Here is a 25,641-nt window from a genome sequence, read left to right as displayed (position 1 = left end):
TCGAATAGAGACATCATGGGCAACATTTTACCAGAAATAACAAATTTTTTGTAACTCTCTATGTCATCCCAAGCCTCACCACGTTCCTCCCGCCCCCTCACGTCATCCCGCCCCTCACGTCATCCCGAGCGAAGCGAGGGATCTCCCTGCCCTGGCATAATCTTCAAGCTTTAAAAAACACGTCCTAGCCTCCATCCAAATCTCGATAATTGAATAAGCCCCAATGCACTGAAGCAAAAGACAGGAATCGTTAAACTCAAAGGTCCCGGTGTTACCTGAGCGGTGATAACTCCCATTAACCCAGAGAGGCCAAACTGGCAAGCGCCTACCAGGGCAGTTGCTGTACCTGCCTGCGTTTCAAAATCCTTCAACGCGAGCGCAGTGGCAGATCCCATACTCATTCCAATGCCTATCGTTAAACAAATCATAGGCAGCATAAATCGTAATACACTGCACTGATCAAAATTAAGCGCTGTCATCATTAAGCAGGAAGCAATCATGATAATAATGCCGCAACGAACTATAGTCTCCAGTGGATAAGAATAAGTGAATCGCACTGCAAGCATATTGGTAAAAAACATGGTCATTGCGTTTAAACCAAACCACATACCATATTCTGTGCCGTTTAAATGAAGTTGCGTGATCAATATTCCCGGGGATAAAGCGCAAAACAGATACAATCCCAGTAAACAGGAAGAGGCAACCAGCGTGTATCGACGAAAATCAGCATTCTTTATCATTGGCCTCATTGCCTGCCACCAATTGGCTGAGGATGTTTTGGGTTTTGGGAATTGATAATCTGGAACTCCACGAAAAGCAATGACAGTCATCAGCAATCCGAGCAGGGTCAGAAAATAAAAACCGCTGTGCCAATTGTGGGTCAGATCAAGTAATACACCGCCAATAACCGGTGCACTACTGGCGATAATTGAATTGGTTCCTGATAAGATACTGAATAATCGGGCACATGCCTGTGTTGAAAAATTATCTCTGACGATTATAAAACATACCAGATAAGTACCACATGCACCGGCAGCCTGAATGATTCTGGTGAAAATTAACGCATGAACAGAACTGGTCCAGGTTGAAAGAAAAGAGCCAATAAAAAAGAGCACCGCACTGCCAAGCGCTATATTCCTTCGCCCCACCCTGTCCGCCAGAGGCCCGGTAATCAATTGCCCTAAAGCCACGGTAAACATAAACACATACAGGCTTGCCTGCATGATTGTATTATCAGTATGAAAAAAACGGCTCATGGAAGGAATCGCCGGCACGAAAACATCCATTGCGAATGAAATACTGATAATCAAAGGAATGAGTCGAAAAAGACTCTGTCTTTCTGTCCAACCAATCGAGTTCAATAGAGACTCCCGCTTAAACACTGGCATTAAGTTAAAGAATTTTGTCATTCCTCAGTTGGCATTATAGCGAGTTCAGAAATGGATCCTCGCCTTCGCGGGGAGAACCGTTTAGTATAAATTTGAACTTTACTTAATAGCAGTGTCACTAAAACACGCTATGATAAACCCGATAAGGATAAAAAATAACTACTTTAACCTCATTTTTTTGAAGATAGTATATAGAGCAGCAACTATTCCCCCGCTGATAACCCCGATTAAAAAATCAACTCCCAAGTTGACGGGAAACGATAAATTATGAGTATAAAAATGAAGAGCCGGTATTCCATGATTAATGATACTTCCCCCTACTAAAAACATGGCAATGGTGCCAGCAATTGCTAAAAACTTCATTAGCATGGGGGCTGAGCCAATTAAAAAAAGACCAATTTGCTTTATGGGCTTTCTTTTTTCTCTTAAAAGAAAGCCCAGATCATCGAGCTTTACTATCAAAGCGACTAAACCATACACTCCAATGGTCATAATCATTGAAATCAAGCTTAATACCATCACCTGATTGATCAGCGAGGAATGAGCCACTGCACCCAGTGTGATTACGATAATTTCAGCGGAAAGCACAAAGTCAGTACGCACAGCACTTCGTATTTTATCTTTCTCAAACTGCTCTTTATCGATTTCCAGTATTTCATTAACTGGCTTTGGTTTTTCATGTTTATGGAACTTTTCCAGGATTTTTTCAAAGCCCTCGAAGCTTAAATACAATCCACCCAGCATTAATAAAATGAGCACCAATGGCGGCATCACAAAGCTAATGAGAAGCGCTAAAGGGATTAATATCAATTTATTGATTATCGACCCTTTCGCGACAGCCCATACCACAGGCAGCTCCCGGTGCGCATGAAGACCAATGACCTGCTCTGCATTCAGAGCAAGATCATCTCCCAATACGCCGGCTGTTTTTTTAGTCGCGGTCTTAGTCATTAATGCGATATCGTCGAGAGCTGTGGCGATATCATCTAGCAAGGTTAATAAACTGGTTCCTGCCATATTTTTTTTCTTATTTTAAGACGCTGGTTGTTGTTTCATGGGAGCTATAGGGGGTGGTGCTTTCATGTTACAGGTACAAGCCCCTGTAGCCTGGGGTGGAAGTGGAACTTCAGCGAAATCCTTTGAATAGCAAATCGATACATCCCATGCGGTTTGATCAGGTGTCGGGGCCGCAGGAAGAAACCAAAAGCGTAATGCTTTATACACTTTTCCCTCCTCCCCCTCCCAGATAGTCGGAGTAAATGTAGCCTGATACATAAATGCTTGTCCAGGTTGACAGGTAAATTCCTGTCTAATCCATTGTTGTCCTTTAGGAACGGTAACGGCCAATATCTGCTGATGACTAGTTGCGTCCATAATGGCGACATTAACATCATAATTCGTCCAGCAATTGTCTTTAACCACGGTTGCAAAACAGGTAAATGCAAATGAATAGCTATAAATCATCAGCCCAGTCAGAATTGAGAATAAGCGAATCATATGAAATTTCCCTTTATCATCCAATGATATAAGTTTAGACCTAAAAACAAGTTATGGAGTAACTCCCAACGTCATTTAAAAGATCCCTCGCTGAGCTCAGGATGGCATGGGAGTTACGTTATGGATTGAGAATAAGGTTAATGCACAAATTAGCCCACAAGGGACTCAATTCATTTGATATGTTTTTGTGCAAATACTATATTAAAGATACTTTATGCCACTGGAGTTATTAGAATATGGCAACTAAATCAACGATTTCCAATACAAAAGACAGAAAAATATCAGATGAAAACCTTAAAAATATATCAGGCGGGCTACCTATAAACAATATTCCCGATTATACAAATCCAGACTTTGTCGAGGGAAAAGCCATAAACCCGACAAGTACTAATACCGTGAAAACAAAGGGATCTAAACCGTCAAAGGCGACAAAGAAAAAGCCTTGATCTGTCAGGCAGAGAATGGGCAATCAGAAATTATCACAATTTCTCTGAGGCTTGATCTTTTATTAAGAAACCGCTATTCTTGCGCGCTTGGAGAGGTGGCCGAGTGGTTGAAGGCGCACGCCTGGAAAGTGTGTATACGGCAACGTATCGAGGGTTCGAATCCCTCTCTCTCCGAAAATCCCCTTTATTTCCTCAGCCTTTAAATCTATAATTTTCACGATAAAAATCTGATTGTAAATTAATGCCTATTCGCTTTGACAACAGCTTTACCAGACTGGCTCCCCTATTTTATAGCCGATTGCAACCAACACCGGTAGCACGCCCTGAACTGGTACATTTTAATAATTCACTGGCGAATCAGCTGGGTCTGGATACTATTGCAGTCGAGGAAATCCCTCTTTATTTTTCCGGGAATAAAATGCTTCCAGGCAGCGAGTCAATCGCCAGCGTCTACTCTGGCCACCAGTTCGGTTACTATGTATCTCAGCTCGGTGATGGCCGAGCCCACCTGTTGGGCGAAATACTGGACAGGCAACACCGACGCTGGGATTTGCAACTAAAAGGATCTGGAAAAACGCCCTACTCACGTATGGGCGATGGCCGAGCGGTATTGCAATCCACCATTCGGGAGTATCTTTGTTCGGAAGCAATGCATGCTCTGGGGATTCCCACTAGCCGCGCGCTCTGTATTATTGCGACCAACGAGCCGGTATATCGCTATACTGAAGAACCTGGTGCCATTCTCACTCGCGTATCAGAATCACTCATTCGCTTTGGTCATTTTGAGTATTTTTACTATACCAACCAACTGGATGCGCTTAAACAGTTAGCCGATTATGTATTAGCACGACATTATCCGGAATGCCCGAACGATCAATCCGGTTATGAGGAGTTATTCCGCCAGGCCGTATTAAAAACCGCAGAATTAATGGCCCTGTGGCAAGCGGCTGGTTTTTGTCATGGGGTAATGAATACAGATAACATGTCAATTATTGGATTAACCATTGACTACGGCCCTTTCGGATTTCTGGATAGCTTTGATTTTAATCATATTTGTAATAGTTCTGATGAATCGGGACGTTATGCTTATAATCGACAGCCTGCTATTGCCTACTGGAATTTGCAGGCATTGGCTCAAGCGCTAACCCCATTAATTCCAGTCCATTTATTGCAAGATTCTCTTTCACTTTTTGAAACTCATTTCCAGCGAAATTATCTGGTTCAAATGCGTGCTAAACTGGGGCTTTTTCGAGAAGACGAAAATGACAGATTACTCGTCAATCAACTGCTCTCAATCCTTCATGAGCAGGCAATTGACTATACTATTTTTTTTCGCTGGCTTGGCGACAGGTCAGGAAGCAAACCATTATTTTCCTTCATCACAAAAGTGAACGAATGGTTAAAGCAGTATGAACAAAGATTGTCGAGGGAATCTACCTCTGAAAATATGCGAAAAGATAAAATGATGCAGAAAAATCCCAAATATATTCTGCGAAATTATCTGGCCCAGCAAGCAATTGATGAAGCCTATACTCATCACAATTTTTCAGAAGTCGACCGTTTATTTAATCTTCTAAAATTCCCCTCTGAAGAGCAACATGATAATGCCCGCTACGCTGATTTTCCCCCCGGATGGTCAAAAAAGATTTGCGTAAGTTGCTCTTCTTAATTTTTTCTTAATATTTCCTTAATATAATGAGCACTCATGCTGTTCCTGATTGCTAATGGGCAGTTTAATAATTTAGAGCTATATTTATTAGTACATTTTCTATTTGTTTTGCAGGCATTAAAAATGCGCTTTTCATTCTCTGTGCTTTGTCGAAATCCTGCAGCCCTCTTCCAATACCTTTTATATTCCCATTTGTTACGAATTTCAGGAGAAGTTAAAAATGCCTGCGCAAACTAAAATCATCGATTCAGTTAATGAATTATTAAAGAAAAAAGGGTTTCAACTCGAATTAAATACTGGCGGTGTTTGCGGAGGACTGGCAAGTATTTATGTCAAGTATTGTCTTGAAGGCAGAGAAACTGAATTTTTTGAGATGGAGCGCAAGCTGGCTAATCCTCCTAAAAATTATAACATGGGTGATGATCCCGACTTTGATAATTTTATTAAAGATGTTGAAATCGCTTTTAACAGCCAGATTTATCATAAAGGGACCTATCAGGGAGACTTAAACGCGATCCTCAAATTTGATGGTAAACCGGTAAATAATGAATACAATATTGGTTTAGTGGATACCCGAGTCAAATGGGGAGAAATACTGGGATCCATTAAAAATGAAGGCCGTGCTTGTTATGTTGCGTCAAATAACCATGCGATTGCTATTTCTTTCTCAAATAATCGCTATGTCGTATACGATCCTAATTACGATGAAGATGCCAATAAAAAAATTAATAATACCAAGAGCTTTGACACAGCAGCTAAGGCAATAGAAGAGATTGAGAAATGTTTTGGTGATGTAAATCCCTCGAATCTTTATCGTGATTACTTGGGAATATCAGTCAGAGTCTTTGCTCACCCCAATGAAAAAAGAGCAGCCGTATATCCCTCCAAAGCTGATATTCAAAGAGCACATTTCGCTACTTCTTCCTCCCTGACACGCAGTATTAACCATCCCAAAGGATACGGATATGATTCCATGACCTGCGCTATCAGAGCAAATGACACGGACACTATCCAGCACTTAGTTCAACACATGCCACTAAAAGCCGAACACGCTACCTGCGCAGAAGGTCATACCCGCTATGAGCTGGCATTGAATATCTTTAAACGTTTAAGCGTCATTGAAGCAGAAAGAGTTATCAGGTACATGCCATTATATGGATCTGCCGATCTGTTTAAGCAAATGCTTGATAATTATTTCACCACCAAATCCAATGATCCGAACGCATTTAAGCAAAAATTTGTACACAGCAGCAATCCCACTGTTAAAGCCACAAGCCTTCTCGAATACGCGGTTAAAGGTAAAGATAAAAAAAATATAGAGGTGCTTGCCCAGTTTTTAAAGGCTCACTCAATTGATGCCAGTTCCTGCGATATAGATCCGATTATTGAAGCCTTAAAAAAGAATATTGGAAAAGATAAATCAGGAATACTGGAAAATTTATTCCTTCATTTCCCTGATCTGATCAACGAAAAAATGATTGCGGACTTATTAAAAGTCGCCGCGGAAAATAATAGCAGCAAGTCATTAAAGATTTTACTACAGCAAGTTAGTAGACTAGGCTCGGCGAGCAAAGACTCTATTTTTGATGAGAAAATAATATCAAAAATTACCCCAGACAATTTAAAACTACTGGCCGATGCTAATATTCCTATTCCTCAAAGCTTGTTCGCTACTGCCTTAAATAGAAAAGAACCCGCTATTTTTGCAACTTGTGTGGGCGCTTTATCGGGGAATGATCCCTGGGTTCATTTTCTTAAGAAAGCAGTGGATGGCAAGTTTAAGAAAGGTGAGAAACTGCCCCTTTCGCTTTTTGATGCTGGCAAGCCCTATACTCCATTTAAGGTATTAGCCCGCTTCCCCAACAATAATCACATAATTCTCGATAATTGGCCGACCAGAAAGATACCACAGTTTACAAAAAATGAAGCGTTATCCTGGGCAGTGGAGTCAGGGAATGTGGAGATTGCGGAAAAATTGCGGCAATCAGGTGCAGCACTCAAGATTGATACTCTGGAAAAACTGATTGCGGATTATCCAAATCGACAAGACAAAATGTATAACTTTCTCCTTGATCGATTAAAGACGTTAATTGTAGGTCAAGAGGAGACCCTGGCTAGCCATGCAGCCCAGGTAATTCATCACGCTCGCTTTCATGATACTCCCCATGTATTAAAAGAAGTCGCTGTTTTATTCAGAGACTCCAGACTTCTTGATCAAAGCCATCTTCTCCCGGCTCTTAATCCAGAAATGAAAGCAATGCAGACAGCCAGTGGAGATGAGCTAATCCGACTGAATAAGCTAGTGAAACATAAGAAATATCCTGCGGAAAAATATGCTTATCGTTGGGCAATTTTAAATAAAGAATTTGAGTTCGCAAGTTCACTTTCGCAGTGCTTCACAGCAAGTCCCGACTATTTTTATAATTTATTTCTAGAGGTTAATCGATTAGGTGATGATGAGTGTTTAAATCATCTGTTTATGGAGCACTCCAGCCTTCTTGAGAATGTTGATCTTTACAAACAGCTGGAAGAACAAGGCCAGTTCACTTTATTAAACAAAATTATCCGCCAAAACAAACTAAAAGATGACTCCTATCGCCTGCAACTGCTTAATAAGGCTGTTGAACGACATGATGAAAAGCTGGTTGTCGCTTTGTCCAGATTTGCGAATAGTGGATATTCAACCCACGCAACACCTGTTTATAAAGCATTTGCCGCTCATAATAGCAAAGGGGTGATTTTATTACTGGAAAATGGCGCGTTGCTTAAAGACATTACCGCCTCTGATGTTTTAGATACTTTGGTTAAAACAAACGATATTCAACTGCTCCACAAGGTATTCGAGGATAAGCATTTTCAAAGCCGCTTCTTTGACTCAAATCAGTTAATAAAACACCTGGAAAAGCTTTATGAAAAAGGCAATTCTGAGCTGCTAGGTGAATTTAATAAAAAGTTTCCTGAAATTAATTTTCAACGCCTCAAAGATAGCCCAGATACTTTTAAATTTTCAGCGTTTGGTGAGAATGTCAGGAACATCGATGGCTTATTTGATCAGGCCTGCAGCAATCGATGTCTTACCATTGTAAACTCTCTTCTCGAAACCTATCAACCCAAGGCAAGAGAAAAAGAATCTCTTTTTGAGCGACTGGATGATTTATTCAATGCGCCTTATAGAACAGAAAAAATCAGACCTTTTAATCCACAATTGGTGAGACAACGAAGGCAGGAAAGAGAAAGCATTGAAGCCAAAGAAAGAGATGCCACTTCCGGGGCTAATAAACGCACTCCCTCAGTACTGAACAGACTGTCATCCGACCAACAAAAAATGATGGCCCAGGCGCAATTTCAAGGAAAATCAACACCTCCACTGCAACATAGGAAATCACTAAACCCAATTGCAAAACAAGTTCCAGTCAATACTGAAGATGAATCTGTAAAATCAGAGCAGAGAAAATTACCTGATCCGCCGGTAACAAGACATCCTCCCGTTGATACAAAAGATGATACGCCAATCAATGAGGCGATGAAAAAATACCACTGGCGAAAGGTTTTCGACACTTTGTACGATAAAAAGCTGGGACGTCTGTATTCGCTGATTAAAAATGAAAACTACGCTCCATTTGAAGAGTCTCATCGCAAGATTGAGGACGTCATTATCAATCTGCGAACCAGTCAGAAAAATCTACGTCACTTTGCTGATGTAGCACCCGCTCGTAATGAAAGAAGAGCTTCAGCCAATAGCTTGCTTGAAAACAAGCTGATTCTTCGTGCCCTGGATGAAGACAATGAAGATAAATTGCTGCCGTTAATGCAACAGATTAAACCTGAGAAGCCTGAAGCCTTAGTTGATGATCGCTCCAGCTCATTAAATGATGAAGTGATGGCACTGTTTAAAAAATATGCCAAAACGGGTCAGACCAAAGTGATTTCCAATTTATTTTCTTTCTATGAAGCCAATAGCGTTATTCGGCTAGCTTTGGAGAAAGCCAGACAGAATAAAGAGGAATGGGGAACGTTGGTTGGCCTGCTGCAAAGCTGTACCTATACATCTCCTGACCACTCATCCCCTCCGATTGATAAAGAGCTGATAACCGAATTAGAAAAGCATCGTGAGGATCTGCTCACTGGCTTTAAAACTGCCGGCAGAGATATCCGCATGGAATTGGTGCAACTTCTTGACAAGAAAACTGATTCAGCGCTCGCATGGATTCTGAAAAGCGAACATGAGCAGGTCAACACTTTACTAAATACCGTTGAAGGTGAAATGGTTAAAGCCGAGAGCAGCATCCCCTCAGCCACCCGAAGCAAGGTCTCTCGTTTTATAGTTGGTCTGGACGAATTTAAGAATACTATTGACAAGTTGCAAATTCGGTATAACCGTTTTCTGGAAACCATTTCCAGCAATGCCTATGCTCCAGATGAAGCTCTCAAAGAATTAACCGCTATAAAAAAGGATTTTCAGGACGGAAAACTTGCGAGTTATTACTTCACTGATGGAGCCCTTCTGGATCATCTACTGGATAATCTGCCCAAACACAACAAAGACAACATTCAGGACCTTTTGCAGATCAAACAAAAAATTGATCAGATGTCACAGACATTCGTAGAGTATCTGGAGGGTTTTCAGAAAGCAGGATTTAATGCCAAAACCGCCTTACAGCAATTGGAAGCTATTCACCAGACATTTGAAAAAGAACAATTGGTTCCTGGCTATTTTGCTGAAGAAAAATGGATTGAAACGTTGTTTGAGCAGCTCGATAAATATAAGCAGAAGACAATAAACGAACCGCAGATTCTAAGCTTTCTAACTGATCTTTATAAAGTGATCAGCGAAGAAGCAGGACCTATTCAAAAAGCAACACAAGCGCCGCAGGCCGAGCGCGAAGCTCAGGAACGCGCGGCCAAAGAACAGGCCGAGCGCGAAGCTCAGGAACGCGCGGCTAAAGAACAGGCCGAGCGCAAAGCTCAGGAACGCGCGGCTAAAGAACAGGCCGAGCGCGAAGCTCAGGAACGCGCGGCTAAAGAACAGGCCGAGCGCGAAGCTCAGGAACGCGCGGCTAAAGAACAGGCCGAGCGCGAAGCTCAGGAACGTGCGGCCAAAGAACAGGCCGAGCGCGAAGCTCAGGAACGTGCGGCTAAAGAACAGGCCGAGCGCGAAGCTCAGGAACGCGCGGCCAAAGAACAGGCCGAGCGCGAAGCTCAGGAACGCGCGGCTAAAGAACAGGCCGAGCGCAAAGCTCAGGAGCGTGCGGCCAGAGAACAGGCCGAGCGCGAAGCTCAGGAACGCGCGGCCAAAGAACAAGCCGAGCGCGAAGCTCAGGAACGTGCGGCTAAAGAACAGGCCGAGCGCGAAGCTCAGGAACGCGCGGCCAAAGAACAGGCCGAGCGCGAAGCTCAGGAACGCGCAGCTAAAGAACAGGCCGAGCGCGAAGCTCAGGAGCGTGCGGCCAAAGAACAAGCCGAGCGCGAAGCTCAGGAACGCGCGGCTAAAGAACAGGCCGAGCGCGAAGCTCAGGAACGCGCGGCTAAAGAACAGGCCGAGCGCGAAGCTCAGGAGCGTGCGGCCAAAGAACAAGCCGAGCGCGAAGCTCAGGAGCGTGCGGCCAAAGAACAAGCCGAGCGCGAAGCTCAGGAACGCGCGGCTAAAGAACAGGCCGAGCGCGAAGCTCAGGAACGCGCGGCCAAAGAACAAGCCGAGCGCGAAGCTCAGGAACGTGCGGCCAAAGAACAAGCCGAGCGCGAAGCTCAGGAACGCGCGGCTGAAGAGCGTGCTAAACAGGAAGCTGAGCGACGTCAACAAGCCGATCGAGCTCGTCTGGCAGCCGAACGGCGTCAAATGGAAGAACGTGCTCGTAGGGAAGCAGAACAACGGCAGGAGCAAGAGCGGGCCCGTCAGGAAGCTGAGGCGCAGGAGCGTGCTCGTCAGGAAAAGGAAGCTGAACGACGTCAACAGGCCGAGCGGGCGCGTCTGGCAGTTGAACGGCGTCAAGCGGAAGAAAATGCCCGACTGGAGGCTGAACGTGTTCGTGAACTGGAGGCGCAGCAAGAACGGGAAGCTGAGTCTGAAGCACAAGTTGTGACTATCCATCCATTAATGGATTCAGATGAAGCTCAGCATAAAGAACAGCCAATCGATTCAGACAAACCCTCTTCTGCATTGGACTTGCTCATAAAAGCAGCCAAAACATACCACGATGACCGTAAGGGTAAAGGAAAAACCCTGCATCGGATTTCATGGGGTCAGTATACAGAAGACGATAAGCTAGACGCTGCAAACCATTTTATTGATGCAATACGCAATAAAGATGGTTTCATCACTTCCAAGGATCGTGGAGCGCTCAAGAATGGTCGCTTATATACAACACTCAACAACGTATTTAATGATGAGGATAATCGCCGCGCAATATGCCAGGAGTTAAATCAGGATCTGCAGTCTTTCGATGACTTGTTAAATACTTTGAATAAACGTGAACCGATTGAAACCCTTAAGCGTATCCTGAATACCTACAAAGAAGAACGAGCAAAGAAGCCGGATTATTACCATCGGACTTTTTTCTCTCAATACAGTGGACCTCAAAAAATAGCTAGCGTTAAGAATTTTTTGGAGACCATAACACGAGGAGATAATCTATCCCCTGATGATCTTGCAATCATCAAACAAGGCAGCCTGGGTCGAAGTCTTAAGGAATTTCTAAAAGAATCAGGTGGCGCACTTAGTGAGTTTTTGCAGACTAAAAAGCCAATCAATACCATAGACGACCTGGTCAGCGCTTTTTATCCTCCACCACAACAAGAGAATGTTCTGTAGACGAACTTATTCTAACCCTCTGTGTGCGCGGCTGTTATCCCCGCGAATACGGGGGCGTAAATAGAAAAGCTATTGTCTTTGCGAACAGAGTGAAGCAATCCAGATCGAAGCTTGAACAAAGTGATGAGATTGCTTCGCTAGCGCTCGCAAAGACGGTTTTGTGCACCTATCTTCATTTATGAAACAATACAAACTACTTAACCTGAACAATTGAACTCAACCCAAGATCTAAGTATCATCTTGATTTTTTCAGGAGCCAATTATGTCTGATCTCTCAGTAAAACCTGAAGATATTCTTGCTGATGGTGTGGATTATACAGTAATTAAAGGCGTTCCCGTTCGCAAAGGAACCGTTGCTGCTTTTATTGCAAATATTCAGATCATAGAAGATCGGGACAGCAGCGTTTTAGCTCGGCAAAATGCTTGGGAAACCATGAAAAATCTGGCGCCAACCCTTGTTGCAACAGGCCTGACCGATCATGTGCATTTTAAAAACCCCAGTGTTGAAAGAATGCTTCAGGAAATTATTTCCTCAAAGAACTAGTCCTAAATAATTAAAGAGAAAAATAACACTTGCCTTCTCTCAATTTTTCTTATAAAAATCTCTTTCTTGTGCTATTTTTTTAAAAAAAAAGTAGACAATGTACAGCACTATTGTACAATTCGTTAATTTTTTAACATTCGAGAGACCATACAGTCAGTGACTAATGAGATTAAAAATCAAAGTGCGCCAATTAACGATGGCGGTTACAAACGCGGTTTGAAAGATCGCCATGTTCAATTGATTGCCCTCGGCGGCATTATCGGCTCTGGTTATTTTCTGGGTACTGGCGCGGTGGTCAATCAGGTAGGTCCCTCAGTATTCATCGCCTATATTTTAGGCGGTTTAATCATCTATTTAACTATGCTATGTATGGGTGAACTGGCTGTTGCCATTCCTATTTCCGGCTCATTCATCACCTATACCGCCGATTTTATCTCTCCTTCGGTCGCCTGTGGCGTCGGATGGTCCTACTGGATTAGCTGGGTTGCCTATATCCCTGCAGAATGTATAGCCGGCGGGATTATTATGCAGCACTTTACTGGCGTGAACGGCTATATTTGGGCGGTATGTTTCGGTCTTATTATTACCTATGTAAATATTGCCAAGGTTGGAACCTTTGGTGAAATAGAATTCTGGCTTGCCCTCATTAAAATTCTCGCTTTAATGGGATTCGTAATTCTCGCCTTGCTAATCTTTTTCGGCATCATACATGGCCCACAGCCTGCAGGTATTATAGGCGGCAGATTTATTTTTGATGAGGGAGGATTGTTTCCCAATGGGGGAATGGCTCTTCTGACTGCTATGGTGCTTTTGCTGGTTAACTATCAGGGTTCTGAAATTATTGGTCTGGCCGCTGGTGAATCAGTCAATCCTGCCCGTATGATTCCACGCGCCATCCGCAATGTGACGTTTCGTATTTTATTCATTTATATTATTCCAGTGTTCTGTCTGGTATTAATTTTTCCCTGGCAGAAAGCAGGCTTGAGCAACTCGGTATTTGCCGATGCACTCAATTTCTATGGCTTACGCTGGGCAGGTGCAGCCACCAGTTTCGTTACATTAACCGCTACGCTTTCCTGCTCTAATTCTGGTGTTTATGGGATTGTACGGTCATTAAACGCCCTGGCCAGAAATGGTATGGCTCCTCATCGGCTTAGTAAACTTAACCGCAATGCCGTACCGCAAAACGCAGGCATTGTAACGCTTGCGGCCATTTGGCTTTTATTAGCAGCCGGCTACTTTTTTGGTCAATCGATGCTGTATATCGCATTATTGCTGGTATCCGGATTTACCGGCGCTCTGGCATGGATTTCACTGTGCTGGGCACAAATTAACTTTAGACGTCGCTTATATCAGGCAGGTTACACCACAGCAGATTTGGGTTATAAAACGCCCGGCTCCCCTTATACAGGCATTGTAGCCATCGTGCTAATGCTTGCCTGTCTAATCTTTCTATTACTGAATCAGGATCCTACCTACAAAATTGCCTTCGCTATGGGTTTTGTCAGCTTTGTAGTGCCGATTATAATTTATAAATTGGGCGGTTTTTATAAGAAACGTCATATCGCCATGTCAGTTAATAATCACCTGCAGTTTAAAGATATTTTTCCAGACAGGCAGTGAACGCTTGCATTACTTTCCTACCCGGTGCAACCTGTCGTTCTGGATCCCTCGGACAAGCCGAGGGATGTAGAAGCTAAGAGCAGACAGTGTTGATACCTATAAGATAAGTCGCGGTAGTTAGCGGTTAGAGATATTGAGCGGAGCAAATCTCATTAAGCTACTCTTATCATTAGCGGAATAACCTCACTTAAACCTCCAGCTTTATTTTTTATTTGTACACAAGAGAGAATCTCTTCAGTCAAGTCTTTCGGAATATTTGCCTCGAGCTTATTGTCTATGACTCTAACCCAGGGAGGATTGGATATTCCGTAGCAGTTATTGCTAAGAAATATCTCGTAAGGGATAGAATGATAGTCCGGATAAATCGTTTTTTCGTCAACAAAATCAAAGTGATATACTTGCCCAGCATAAGCTAGCGGTAAGGCAAATGCCGAGTCCTTCAGTCTTGGCTGATACACTGGATTGGCTGATATTGTCAGAGGAATGCTCATTGCATCTGAACTGCCGCCTTCCCTGCTGGCAGCACGGATGGTCAGGTGAAATACTTCCCCCATAGCATCAAAAGGAATTTCGCCTTCAAGCCCTGTCTGAGATCCTGAGCTGTAATGGATCCAGGGAGCCGCAGGCTCCACCTTATCAAGGTAGACTTTGATGTCCGTATTTTCGGGAGCGCTTGCCAGTGCATCTTGTATGTTAAACGAGAAATAATCACCGGCTGCCGCACTAAGAGCAAGCGGTTTCAAAACAGGTTTCTTTGCAGGATCAATTGCCCTTTCAATAACAAAGGATTTAGGCAATGAGTCCCCTCCAGCATTAGAACTGGCTATCAAAGTGAAGTTCCATGAAGTTTCCTCATTGTCAGGAACAATCCCCTGAAGCCGTAAACCGTCCTCGGCCACCAGCAGCCAATCAGGATTGGAATAACGAGAATCAAATCGAAATCTGATTTGGTTATTGGAAAAAAAACTGGAATTGGCAGTGAGTAAAGCGGATAGATTCAGTTGATACATTTGTAACGGTTGTGCAGAAGGGAGGATTACTTCCGGGATAAAAACCGGTTTATCCTGAGGGTTTTCCCTGACATTGATCGTTAATACTGCCGGCGCTGTATAGCTGTAAAAATTGCTGGCACTGAATTGAAATTGATAAATCCCCGGACGCTCTGGTTTGCCAACCACACTGTGCAATGCAGGAGCAAAGCGCAATCCATTCTGCTCCGCAGGCACTACGTGAATTACTGGACTTGCCCCAGACTGTACATTTTCATGGTAATAATTAATTACATTCAAAAAATTATAACTGAAACCTACATTAGCCGTCGCAGTTTGCTCCGCTGTAGCTGAAATCGATAATGGATGAGGTATAACCCTAATTTCAAAAGGTGTGGACTGAGCTTGAAACTGGTTTCCACCGCAACACCTGTTTGAATTAAAAGAATAGTTATTATATGAAATATCTCCCTTAATGATCTGATTAACTGTAGTCGGGATAATCACATCAAAAAAACAGACAGAAAAAGGACTGCGGGGGTTGGGGATAGAATTATTAAGCAAAGGACAATCCCCCGAAACATAGCTTAATATGGCATTTACCGGCGTTTTCCAGTAATAAGCACAATGCCTGCCAAACTCAAAAAAATCAGCACGCATGCGAAAACGCACAGGGTCTCCTGCATACACAGTTTGGGGCGGTGGGAATACATAACTAAGTACCGCGGCGCCCTGTGGGTTTGCATTAAAGGAAAAACATAAATGCGCTTTAAAAACAAGAACAAACACTAATATTTTTTTTATCATTTGAATAATCCATTAAATCAATCATTGAACACAGTGATAGATTACGGTTTCATTCAAAGAATAAAAAACGCAGCGCCGCTGCGTGCAGGTTGGCTTTCATTTTACAACTCCAATTTCCATATATGTCCGATATTGGCTTACCTGATGGCAGCTCAATAGCAATGGATGTTATCGAGCTTATTTTTTGAAGTCAAGCACAATGATATTCAGGAGCGAGGTAGTTTATTGCAGTAATTGATTCAATTTCTTTTTAACAGATTCCACCCTGCCCAGGAGTGAATTGATATGCTCGGCAGTGTTTTTAGCTCCTTTTTCACCCAGGAAAAAGAAATGATTTCCATTGACTGTCATAGTAAGCAACTGGGGTAAGCTATTTAAAAACTCCGAAATCTCATGCCATTTTTGAGAGGATGCGCCAGACAATTTTCCTGTTAAATACTGGCTATAAATCATTTCTGCGCGCAAAAAATTCCATGCAGCCGGATCAATCAGAGAAATTTTGGCTGTAGTCATTGAATCATCAACAATCAATGCAATCCAGGGAGTATTGGCAAAGTCAAAAACCTGACCATCTTTTAAGGTTTTGGGAATATTTTTTACCAGATGCTGATTTTGGTAACTATACCCTTCAGCAGATAATGCAGCTGGAATATGACCGACAAACTCACTGAAATACACGGTTTCCGCAATAATTTTGTGTTGATTAAGCTGATTTTGCTGTTCAATTAATTGATAAAAAACAGGAAATAATTTACTTCGGTCTGCTAAATGGTTGGCTCTCATCGTGCTGGTTGAATATGGACCGGATTGCATGACATAGGGCAAGGGGGGAACAGCAGATAAGCCGATGAATAATTGCACCTCAAGCCCATGTCTTGCAGCTGCCCGGGTTGCTGTTTCTTCAATTGAACCTCCCATACTCCAGCCAAGAATGACAATCTTATTACTCAGTTTATGCTTCGCGATAATCTGCTGTGATATTTCAGCAATCTGTTCTCCCCAATCATGGATTGAGAATCCGGGATAAACCTGAGTGTATACAGGGTTCTCAAGTGGGTAGGAAATTCCCAGGAAGGAGTAACCTTCCTTATTTAACCAATAGGACAGAAAATCCTTTTCTCTGCCTTGAGGATATCCATAAGAGATCCTTGCCAGATGGGAATCTCCGGGTACAAAAACGATTAATGGCTTATTGGGATCTCCCTTTTTAAAAAACACGAGGGATTCGGCGCCTCCTCCCTTCATTATCGTTTCGCCTGGATATAGCCCTGCTTTAGCCTGGTAACCAAAAACGAATAAAAAGATGAACAACACATACCTGTGTATGAAGATCATAATAGAATCAATTGAGCACTTTACTTACAGCATAGACAATTAGTTGAGAGAAAGGAATTTATCAGGAAGCGAAGAGTCTATGGAAAAGAGTAAAATAGAGTCTCAATGTGCTTATCAAGACTCTATTTAATCAGATCTAATCCTGAGATCTCATGTGCGGAAACAGAATCACATCCCGAATTGAAGGCGAATTGGTAAATAACATCACCAGACGGTCAATTCCAATTCCCTCACCTGCCGTTGGAGGCATTCCATATTCCAATGCCTCGATATAATCATGATCGTAATGCATCGCTTCCAAATCGCCGGCATCTTTATCATCAACCTGCTTGCGGAAACGTTCGGCCTGATCTTCTGCATCATTTAACTCTGAGAATCCATTAGCTATTTCGCGGCCGCCAATAAAGAACTCAAAACGATCCGTTACCTCAGGATCGCGATCATTCCTTCTCGCCAAAGGCGAAATCTCTGTTGGATAACCGGTGATAAAGGTGGGTTGAATCAAAAGATGTTCAACGGTTTCTTCAAAAATTATCATCTGCAATTTACCAAGCCCGTCATTCTGGCCATAGGGCAGTGAAAGGCTGTCAAGTACCTTACGGCAAGCTTCAATGGAAGACAGATGACTTTCATTGAGATTGGGATGAAACTTCAGTATCGCTTCCCGCACAGAGAGTCTTGCAAAAGTATTGGAAAAATCTAGCACACTGTCCTGATATTGAATTTGCCGCGAACCATTGACCACATCGCAAAGGTGATGAAGCAGGCTTTCGGTGAAATTCATCATGTCATTGTAATCGGCATAAGCCTGATAAAACTCAATCATTGTAAATTCAGGATTATGCCGTGTGGACAGCCCTTCATTACGAAAGTTTCGATTAATTTCATATACCCTTTCAAATCCACCGACAACCAGCCGCTTCAAATAAAGTTCCGGGGCAATGCGCAGAAACATCTGCATATCCAGACTATTATGATGAGTAATGAATGGCCGGGCTAAAGCACCGCCAGGAATAGGATGCATCATTGGCGTTTCTACTTCAAGAAAATCATGATGATCCATGTATTGCCGTAAGGCAGTAATGAGCTTTGAGCGTATTAAAAACGTTCGGCGGCTTTCTTCATTAGCGATTAAATCCACATAACGCTTACGATAACGCATTTCCTGATCAGCTAAACCATGAAACTTATCTGGCAATGGACGAAGTGATTTGGTTAGTAATTCGACAGAGTCGGCATGGACGGATAATTCACCAGTATTTGTTTTAAACAAAAGGCCTTTGACTCCGACGATATCTCCGAGATCCCAGTGCTTAAATTGCTCGTACATCTCTGGTAAATCATTTTGTCGAATATAAACCTGTATGCGTCCGGAAACATCCTGAATATGAAAAAAACTGGCTTTTCCCATTACTCTTCGCAACATAATACGACCAGCGATTGAAACATGGACCGATTGTTCAGCCAGGCTTTCCTTATCCTGATTTTCATATTGCAGTATTAAATTGGCAGCCAGGTATTGGCGGCGAAATTGGTTTGGAAATTGAAAACCCTCTCCTCGTAGCCCTTCCAGCTTTTGTTTACGTATCTGATATACTGTACTTTCGTCTAAATGTTCTTCTGTCATTCTGCACCTATTCCTGCCTTTAAACTGGCTTCAATGAAACGATCGAGGTCGCCATCAAGTACTGCCTGCGTATTACTTGTTTCAACACCTGTACGTAAATCCTTGATTCGAGACTGATCAAGGACATAGGAACGTATTTGCGAACCCCAGCCAATATCCGATTTGGTGGCCTCCAGCGCTTGTTGCTCGGCATTTTTCTTTTGCATCTCAAGCTCATATAACTTCGCGCGAAGTTGCTTCATCGCCTGATCTTTATTCTTATGCTGGCTTCTGTCTGTCTGACACTGGACAACAATTCCGGTGGGCTCGTGAGTAATTCTTACTGCGGAGTCTGTTCGGTTAACGTGCTGTCCACCGGCCCCTGAAGCACGATAGGTGTCAATACGCAGATCAGCCGGATTAATTTCAATTTCAATATTGTCATCAATTTCGGGCGACAAAAAAACAGCAGCAAAGGAGGTGTGACGCCGGTTTCCCGAGTCAAAGGGGGATTTACGAACCAGGCGATGAACTCCGGTTTCTGTGCGTAACCAGCCATAGGCATATTCGCCTTTAAAATGAATTGTAGCACTTTTTATTCCAGCCACATCCCCTGCTGAGCATTCAACAAGCTCTGTATCAAACCCATGCTGCTCTCCCCATCTTAAATACATACGAAGCAGCATTTCCGCCCAATCCTGGGCTTCTGTGCCTCCGGAACCGGACTGGATATCAAGATAAGCCGGCGCCTGATCCATTTTTCCGGAAAACATACGTCTGAATTCCAGCGCAGCCACTTGCTGTTCAACATCCTGCAGTTCCTGAAAAACGTCATTGATTGCAGACTCGTCATTTTCAGCACGAGCTAATTCAAAAAGCTCATTAAGGTCAACGATGTTCTGACCTAGCTGTTCCAGTTGGTTGACGACTGCCTCCAATTGAGCACGCTCTTTCCCTAAAGCCTGCGCTTTTTCAGGATTGTTCCAGACTTCTGGCGCCTCCAGCTCTCGGACGACCTCTTCTAATTTTTCTTTTTTTGTATCAAAGTCAAAGATACCCCCTAAGCGCCTGAGTACGCTTGGACAGGTCTTCCAGTGAAAAACTGATTTGATTTACTTCTAACATGGATTTCTCTTTCAATTCATCAATAATTTATTATATAAGCATGAGCTTTAACCTGTTGTCATTTGCCTGGGGCAGACAGGTCGAATTAATCTCTCCAGCGATAAGCCTGTTAGTTTAACGCGAAAGCTAAATTGAAACCATAGCTGTATTTTCAGACTACAATTTTAGAATACAGATAAAACATTGCAATTAGACAGAAAATTAACAGGAACTTAACAATTCTCCCCAGATGCTGCACCTGAAAAGTATGTTATCATTCCTGGACTTACTGACAGAATATTATACTCCTCATCAGGACTGGAGATAACGATGACCAAAGCCAACACCCAAAAACATAAAGATCAGCTGGAAGCCCAGCGTCGCGCGAATGAAGCCCTTCAAGCCCAGGAAGCTAAAAAACCAGTTCTTCCACAAGAAAATTTAACTCAGCCTGACAAAAAAAAATCCGAAGCCGATGAGCCTGCACCAGAACCAGTAAGTATTAAAAAACTTTCTATCAATGATGACGACTGGCTCAAAATTGTTGACCAATTTAAACTCAAGTATGGTCAGGAGCCGGAAGAAGACGGCAGTCTGGTCTTCCCCTCTCAGGAAAGTGCCATCGAGTTTTTTACTGATCAGGCCAGCCAAAAGCGTGAATTTCTTGCTCAGCAAATGAGAGATGGAAAACCTACAGGCTTTACCGTTTTTTCCTGTGGAGACGGCACGCTTTATCAGGGCACAGTCGAAGAGATTAAATCAGCAATAGAACTGGCAAATAAGGCGAATCCTCAGCCTATGTATACTAAAGCGTTGAAAGCGCTCTCCGAGATCCCTTCAGTTAATCACACCAACTCGATGCGCGATGCTTTGGGAACAATTAAAAGCCCGGAACCAGAGCCCGAAGCAAAACCTCAGCCGAGTCCACGATGATTTAACATCTGTGCAACTGTGTCATTCCCGCGCAGGCGGGAATCTTTTCTCATCGCAAGCACGGTGTCAAATCATCGATGGATTTCCGCCTGCGCGGAAATGACACAGGATCTATATGTGTTGTAAGCCTGTTTCGACAGGTTAATCGCAATCCTCTTTAAATCTTTTCCGAGGTTTTTATTGCTTCGCGATAAGCATGCAAATTCATCAATAATTCTGCTTCAGCGTTCGATAAATGGCAATTATCGATAATTTCGGCCTTGTCGCCTCCCATTTGCAAAATACGCAGGGCATGTTGATAACCGCCATCGTTGTTGCGTTTGTTTTCTATCATATTCACCTGGGAATCAATACTTCCCAACTGGCGGTTCAAGTCTGTTAATTGCCTGGCAAAGACCAGATCGGCATTGACCAGTGCGGTCTGCTCGGACTGATAGCGTTCTACTGATTGGCTCAACTGACTGAGTTTTAGAGATAAGCTTTTCATTTCCTTTCGTTGCTTCATGATGAATAAAGCAAATAAGCCACAAATTATTAAACCGCAACTGATAATTAACATCATGGTGTCTCCTTGGCTAATGGTACTACCATATCAGTTTTAGGCTGTAATGAAAGAGGGGGTTCATTGTTTTTTTGAGTTTCCACTGTAAACTGATTTTTTCCTTCAGCAGGGTTTAGTAACCGTGGAATGGTTTTATCCTTGGCAATGATTAAATTCACTCGTCTGTTTTTCGCTCTGCCATCGTCAGAAATATTATCAGCAACTGGAAACTGCTCGCCATACCCCGTGACTGTTATACGCCCCGGATCAACCCCATAATTGGTTAGTATTCTGGCTACAGCAGCAGCCCTGGCCGCGGATAGTTCCCAGTTTGAAGGATATTGGGGGGTACTGATTGGAAGATTGTCGGTATATCCCTCCAGGGCGATAGGAAATGGAACTTTTTTAAGTATATTGGCTAATTTCATTAGTTTAATTACAGCAAGCGGGCGTAACTCTGCACTTCCACTGTCAAAAAGCGCTTCTGCTTTAATATCCAGCTCAATCCATCCGTTTTGTCTGTTTGCACTGTAGTCCGAATCTTGCAACTCGGCTAGTTTTTGCTCCAGATCATTAAAGGCATCCACATCTATGGCACCACCTGATTGTCCATCATTCCGGTTACTCATTGGGGCTTTTTGTTTGCCATTCTGGTTAAAGGCAGACTGCATTCCATCTGCGAGGGTTTTATATTTGGAAACATTCACCGAGGAAATCGCATACATCACTACAAAGAAAGCGAATAGTAATGTAATGAAATCCGCGTAGGAAACCATCCACCGATGTGTATCTTCATGTTCAATCTTTTTTGCTCTTCTTCCGCGCATTCTCTTGATGGAGTCCATAATTATTTAGCTTTAAGTTTAGCATATTTGGGCTTTCTCCACCGGCCATAGCAACCAAACCCTCTACCAGCATTTCGTCATGATGAATCTGGTTGGCAATACAGCACTTCAGTTTATTGGCGATTGGTAAAAAAACCAGATTGGCTAAACCTACCCCATAAATAGTAGCGACAAAAGCAACAGCAATACCAACGCCCAGTTCTCCAGGATCTGCCAGGTTTCGCATTACCTGAATAAGCCCTAAAACAGCACCCAGGATCCCGATAGTAGGGCTATATCCCCCCATACTTTCAAACACATGGGCAGCACGCAAATCATAATCTTCGCGGCGATCAATTTCTGATTCCAGTACTTGGCGAATGGTGATCTTATCGACTCCAATGACTAACAGTTCCAATCCCTGACGCATGAGCGTATTGTTTTCACTTTCCATATGCTGTTCAAGGGTTAAAAGGCCGTGCTGCCTGGCTTTTCGAGCTAAATCAATCAACTGCTCCTTACTTTTTTCAAACGAATTTTTTGGCGGTGAAAATATCCAGGGAAAGATTTTGAATGCCCTTTTAAACGTATTCCAGGGAGTCTGCACCATCACAGCCCCCAACGTTCCCCCCATGACGATGAATAAAGCCGGCATATTTAAAAGCGAGGTTAAACTTCCGCCCTCAAACATTTGGCCAATAATAATCGCTGTAAATCCGGTAATTAATCCCAGAAAAGTCAAACCATCCATAATTTCTCTATTCTTCTGTTGACAGGCGTGCTCTGATTCGCAGAGTTGCCTGAGTATGTATCTGTGAAACTCGCGATTCACTGACCCCCAAGACCTCTCCGATCTCCTTCAAATTCAAATCCTGTTCATAATACAGGGATAAAACCAGCCGCTCTTTTTTGGGCAACCCTTCAATAATATGAGCCAGTCTTGCGATCATATCGTCCTGAATCACATGGGTGTGCGGTTCGCTGGTATAGCCCTCACCTTTTAATACATCTTCGGTTACACCCAGATCATCAAACCCGAATAACTGGCTGCCCGCAGAGTCCTGCAGCATTTCATAATATTCTTCCAGTTTTAAATTCAGCTCTGCAGCAACCTCCGCGTCCTTAGCTTCTCGACCCAGGCGGTTTTCTACCTGTTTGACTGCTTCAGAAATCATTCTGGCATTGCGATACACTGATCTGGGAACCCAGTCATTTCGACGAACTTCATCCAGCATGTGCCCGCGGATTCTGATGCCGGCATAAGTCTCAAAGGAAGCCCCCTTGCTTGAGTCATAATGTCTTACCGCTTCCAATAAGCCCAGCATCCCTGCCTGAATCAAATCATCAAGCTGCACTGTTTGCGGCAAACGAACCATCAGATGATGCGCGATTCGTTTAACCAGCATCGCATGCGCCTTGACAAGGGTTTCCTGGGTTTGCTGATTTACTTTGCCGTAAGCTGCTAACGCATCCACGACTGTCTCCTTATTTTTTCTTATTGAAAAAATTCCTTTTAGGCTAAGCCAGTTTTAATGTTCACTGGCTACCAAACGCTCCAGAAAAAAACTGGTATTGCCACCCAGCACAGGTTTAAACGGCCATTTTTCCACATTTTTTGCCAGATTTCTGAATGCCTTGGCGGCATTTGAATCGGGAAATGCTGCCAATACCGCTTTTTGTTTTTTAACCGCGTCATGCACTCTTTCGTCGAATGGGATGGCTCCCAGATAATCCAGGCTAACATCGAGAAACTGCTCCGACACTCGATAAAGCTTATTAAACAACTCACGCCCTTCGCGCATGCTTCTGACCATATTGGCCAGGATATGAAAATGGCTCCACTCATAGCGTTTGCTCATCACCTTAATTAAAGCATAGGCATCGGTTAATGACGTGGGTTCATCGCAAACGACTACCACCACCTCTTGCGAAGAACGGACAAAACTCAATACAGTATCAGAAATCCCTGCAGCGGTGTCGATAATCATATAATCGAAATCATCGGTTAACTCATTGAATGCATCAATAATGCCGGCATGCTCACTCGGACTTAGCTGAGTCATATAATCAGTTCCGGAAGCAGCGGGAACAATTCGTATATCATAGGGGCCTGTCAACATAATATCCGCCAAATGGCAGATCCCCTGAATCACATGAGACAAATTAAATTTTGTATGCAAACCCAGCATGATATCAATATTGGCCAGACCCAAATCGGCATCCAGTAACAGTACTTTCTTATCCATTTGCGCGAGTGCAACTGCCAGATTTACAGAGATATTACTTTTGCCGACACCTCCTTTTCCGGCTGACACCGCGATGACTTTAACCGGTTTGGAGCGAGTTATGTTTCGTAATCCCGCTGCCTGATCATCTAAAGGTTTTTCAATCTTCGACATAAAACCTCCTTGCAGCATTCTGAATTGTTTGCGCAGCCGTATCATACTCATTCATGCGTAATTCCTGCTGAGCAAACTGTTCAATTAACTGATAGCGCGTGGCCAGTTTGATATCTTCAGGAACCCGTTGTCCATTGGTTACGTAACTGACCCCTATTCCAGTTTCCGCAATAGCGCTTAATACCCCTCCCAAGGCCAGACATTCATCCAGTTTCGTCACCACACACTGCTCTACCCGGCTCACCTGATAGCGTTTAATCGCCTCAATAATAACCTGATAATGACTGGTTGCAGGTAAAACCAGTACCGTTGAAATCGAGTGGAGATGGGAGCTTAACATATCCATCTGCTGGCTAACCCTCTCGTCAGCAGGATTCATTCCCGCCGTATCAATCAGAATCAGCTTTTTGTCATTCAGCTGACTGATAACTCGGGAAAGAGAGAGTTCATCCTGTGCCACGCAAACAGGCACACCCAATATTTTTCCATACACGATTAACTGCTCCTGAGCAGCAATTCGATAGGTATCCATTGTGATCAAACCCAACTTGTCTGCCCCGAAGCGTAATACAAATCGGGCGGCAATCTTTGCCAGAGTAGTTGTTTTACCTACTCCGGTGGGTCCTACGAAAGCATAGATTCCCCCTTCTTCAATTCGTCGGCTGTCACAAATAGGGAGCGCTTCAGATAAACGACCTAATACTTGCTGCCAGGCATTTTGCTGGTTAAGTCCCGGGTTGATATGCGTAATCAGAGATGTGGCTGTCAATTGGCTGACACCAAGATAAAGCAATTTTTGCATCAAAATGGTATGAAGCGGTTCCTGCCGGCCAACATTGCCGCGCAACTGCGCCTCAAGCATCCCTCTAAGTGTCTGAATTTCCTGCTTCATTTCATCCAGTGGAGAGGATACCGCAGTATTGGAAGCGTTCTCTCTGCCAAGAGTTGAGACTGCCGCTTCAGGGCTTAATATAGTTTCATCGAAATCGATAGCAGCCACAATCTCCACGCCATTATCCACTTTTGAACTGGATAAAATAACAGCATCCGGTCCAAAAACGGATTTGATTTGCTGCATGGCTGTTCGTGTATCCGATGCGGTGAAACGTTTTATTTTCATAAAAATCC

At 43.4% G+C, this 25,641-nt stretch carries 19 protein-coding genes and 1 tRNA gene; 7 read left to right on the top strand and 13 right to left on the bottom strand.

Annotated elements, in window-relative coordinates; translation table 11 throughout:
- Positions 1 to 170 precede the first annotated feature (170 nt).
- The 3 genes from E1O89_RS01565 to E1O89_RS01555 form a co-directional block, all read right to left on the bottom strand.
- Positions 171 to 1,361, bottom strand: a complete 1,191-nt coding sequence (locus E1O89_RS01565; RefSeq protein ID WP_133138623.1) for a multidrug effflux MFS transporter — start codon at positions 1,359 to 1,361, stop codon at positions 171 to 173.
- A 186-nt stretch (positions 1,362 to 1,547) separates the two neighbouring features.
- A complete protein-coding gene (locus tag E1O89_RS01560) occupies positions 1,548 to 2,405 on the bottom strand; it encodes a DUF808 domain-containing protein (protein WP_133138622.1) in 858 nt (285 codons plus the stop codon).
- Positions 2,406 to 2,420: 15 nt separating this feature from the next.
- Positions 2,421 to 2,885, bottom strand: coding sequence for a hypothetical protein (locus E1O89_RS01555; protein ID WP_112218652.1), 465 nt, complete (start codon positions 2,883 to 2,885; stop codon positions 2,421 to 2,423).
- A 236-nt stretch (positions 2,886 to 3,121) separates the two neighbouring features.
- Here E1O89_RS01555 and E1O89_RS01550 point away from each other — a divergent pair, with 236 nt between their 5' ends.
- The 6 genes from E1O89_RS01550 to E1O89_RS01525 all read left to right on the top strand — a co-directional run bounded on the left by E1O89_RS01550 (position 3,122) and on the right by E1O89_RS01525 (position 13,975).
- On the top strand, positions 3,122 to 3,331 hold the full coding sequence (locus E1O89_RS01550) for a hypothetical protein (RefSeq protein ID WP_133138621.1): 210 nt from the start codon (positions 3,122 to 3,124) through the stop codon (positions 3,329 to 3,331).
- An 89-nt stretch (positions 3,332 to 3,420) separates the two neighbouring features.
- A tRNA-Ser gene (locus tag E1O89_RS01545) sits at positions 3,421 to 3,505 on the top strand.
- A 67-nt stretch (positions 3,506 to 3,572) separates the two neighbouring features.
- On the top strand, positions 3,573 to 5,000 hold the full coding sequence (locus E1O89_RS01540) for a protein adenylyltransferase SelO (RefSeq protein WP_133138620.1): 1,428 nt from the start codon (positions 3,573 to 3,575) through the stop codon (positions 4,998 to 5,000).
- A 220-nt stretch (positions 5,001 to 5,220) separates the two neighbouring features.
- On the top strand, positions 5,221 to 11,808 hold the full coding sequence (locus tag E1O89_RS01535) for a hypothetical protein (RefSeq protein ID WP_133138619.1): 6,588 nt from the start codon (positions 5,221 to 5,223) through the stop codon (positions 11,806 to 11,808).
- A 262-nt stretch (positions 11,809 to 12,070) separates the two neighbouring features.
- Positions 12,071 to 12,352: a hypothetical protein gene (locus tag E1O89_RS01530; protein ID WP_133138618.1), complete on the top strand. Its 282-nt coding sequence runs from the start codon at positions 12,071 to 12,073 to the stop codon at positions 12,350 to 12,352.
- Positions 12,353 to 12,508: 156 nt separating this feature from the next.
- Positions 12,509 to 13,975: an amino acid permease gene (locus E1O89_RS01525; protein WP_112219994.1), complete on the top strand. Its 1,467-nt coding sequence runs from the start codon at positions 12,509 to 12,511 to the stop codon at positions 13,973 to 13,975.
- Between the two features lie 152 nt (positions 13,976 to 14,127).
- Here the strand turns inward: E1O89_RS01525 and E1O89_RS01520 are convergent, their stop codons facing one another.
- The 4 genes from E1O89_RS01520 to prfB form a co-directional block, all read right to left on the bottom strand.
- Positions 14,128 to 15,771 (bottom strand): hypothetical protein, encoded by a 1,644-nt coding sequence (locus E1O89_RS01520; RefSeq protein ID WP_133138617.1) that lies wholly within the window; start codon positions 15,769 to 15,771, stop codon positions 14,128 to 14,130.
- A gap of 222 nt (positions 15,772 to 15,993) precedes the next feature.
- On the bottom strand, positions 15,994 to 17,106 hold the full coding sequence (locus tag E1O89_RS01515; RefSeq protein ID WP_133138616.1) for an alpha/beta hydrolase family protein: 1,113 nt from the start codon (positions 17,104 to 17,106) through the stop codon (positions 15,994 to 15,996).
- 136 nt (positions 17,107 to 17,242) lie between these two features.
- Positions 17,243 to 18,733 (bottom strand): lysine--tRNA ligase, encoded by a 1,491-nt coding sequence (gene lysS / locus E1O89_RS01510; protein ID WP_133138615.1) that lies wholly within the window; start codon positions 18,731 to 18,733, stop codon positions 17,243 to 17,245.
- Positions 18,730 to 19,837 (bottom strand): peptide chain release factor 2 gene (gene prfB, locus E1O89_RS15365; protein WP_410054748.1). Its coding sequence is split into 2 segments (ribosomal slippage): positions 18,730 to 19,761 and positions 19,763 to 19,837, totalling 1,107 coding nucleotides; the frame shifts between segments, so codons are not numbered across the junction. Before prfB ends, lysS begins: the two co-directional genes overlap by 4 nt.
- Positions 19,838 to 20,146: 309 nt before the next feature.
- Between prfB and E1O89_RS01505 the strand changes: the two genes are divergently transcribed.
- Positions 20,147 to 20,749, top strand: a complete 603-nt coding sequence (locus E1O89_RS01505) for a hypothetical protein (RefSeq protein ID WP_133138614.1) — start codon at positions 20,147 to 20,149, stop codon at positions 20,747 to 20,749.
- Between the two features lie 157 nt (positions 20,750 to 20,906).
- On the opposite strand, the gene E1O89_RS01500 is transcribed toward E1O89_RS01505, so the two are convergent.
- From E1O89_RS01500 to flhF, 6 genes are read right to left on the bottom strand one after another with little or no spacing between them, the layout of a single operon-like run.
- A complete protein-coding gene (locus E1O89_RS01500) occupies positions 20,907 to 21,311 on the bottom strand; it encodes a DUF2802 domain-containing protein (protein WP_262337362.1) in 405 nt (134 codons plus the stop codon).
- Complete coding sequence (locus tag E1O89_RS01495; RefSeq protein ID WP_262337361.1) at positions 21,308 to 22,135, bottom strand: flagellar motor protein MotB; 828 nt, start codon at positions 22,133 to 22,135, stop codon at positions 21,308 to 21,310. Before E1O89_RS01495 ends, E1O89_RS01500 begins: the two co-directional genes overlap by 4 nt.
- Positions 22,089 to 22,865 carry a flagellar motor protein gene (locus E1O89_RS01490; protein WP_133138613.1) on the bottom strand — a complete coding sequence of 259 codons (777 nt, stop codon included), beginning with the start codon at positions 22,863 to 22,865 and terminating at the stop codon, positions 22,089 to 22,091. Before E1O89_RS01490 ends, E1O89_RS01495 begins: the two co-directional genes overlap by 47 nt.
- Before the next feature lie 7 nt (positions 22,866 to 22,872).
- Positions 22,873 to 23,589, bottom strand: a complete 717-nt coding sequence (locus tag E1O89_RS01485) for an RNA polymerase sigma factor FliA (RefSeq protein WP_058508713.1) — start codon at positions 23,587 to 23,589, stop codon at positions 22,873 to 22,875.
- Positions 23,590 to 23,643: 54 nt separating this feature from the next.
- A complete protein-coding gene (locus E1O89_RS01480; protein ID WP_112219986.1) occupies positions 23,644 to 24,513 on the bottom strand; it encodes a MinD/ParA family protein in 870 nt (289 codons plus the stop codon).
- Positions 24,500 to 25,633 (bottom strand): flagellar biosynthesis protein FlhF, encoded by a 1,134-nt coding sequence (gene flhF / locus E1O89_RS01475; protein ID WP_133138612.1) that lies wholly within the window; start codon positions 25,631 to 25,633, stop codon positions 24,500 to 24,502. The genes E1O89_RS01480 and flhF overlap by 14 nt, the downstream gene beginning before the upstream one ends.
- Positions 25,634 to 25,641: the final 8 nt, after the last annotated feature.

The organism is Legionella genomosp. 1 (assembly GCF_900640215.1).
GTDB classification, from domain to species: Bacteria; Pseudomonadota; Gammaproteobacteria; order Legionellales; family Legionellaceae; genus Legionella_C; species Legionella_C quinlivanii_A.
This window is presented reverse-complemented; position numbering and strand designations above follow the sequence as displayed.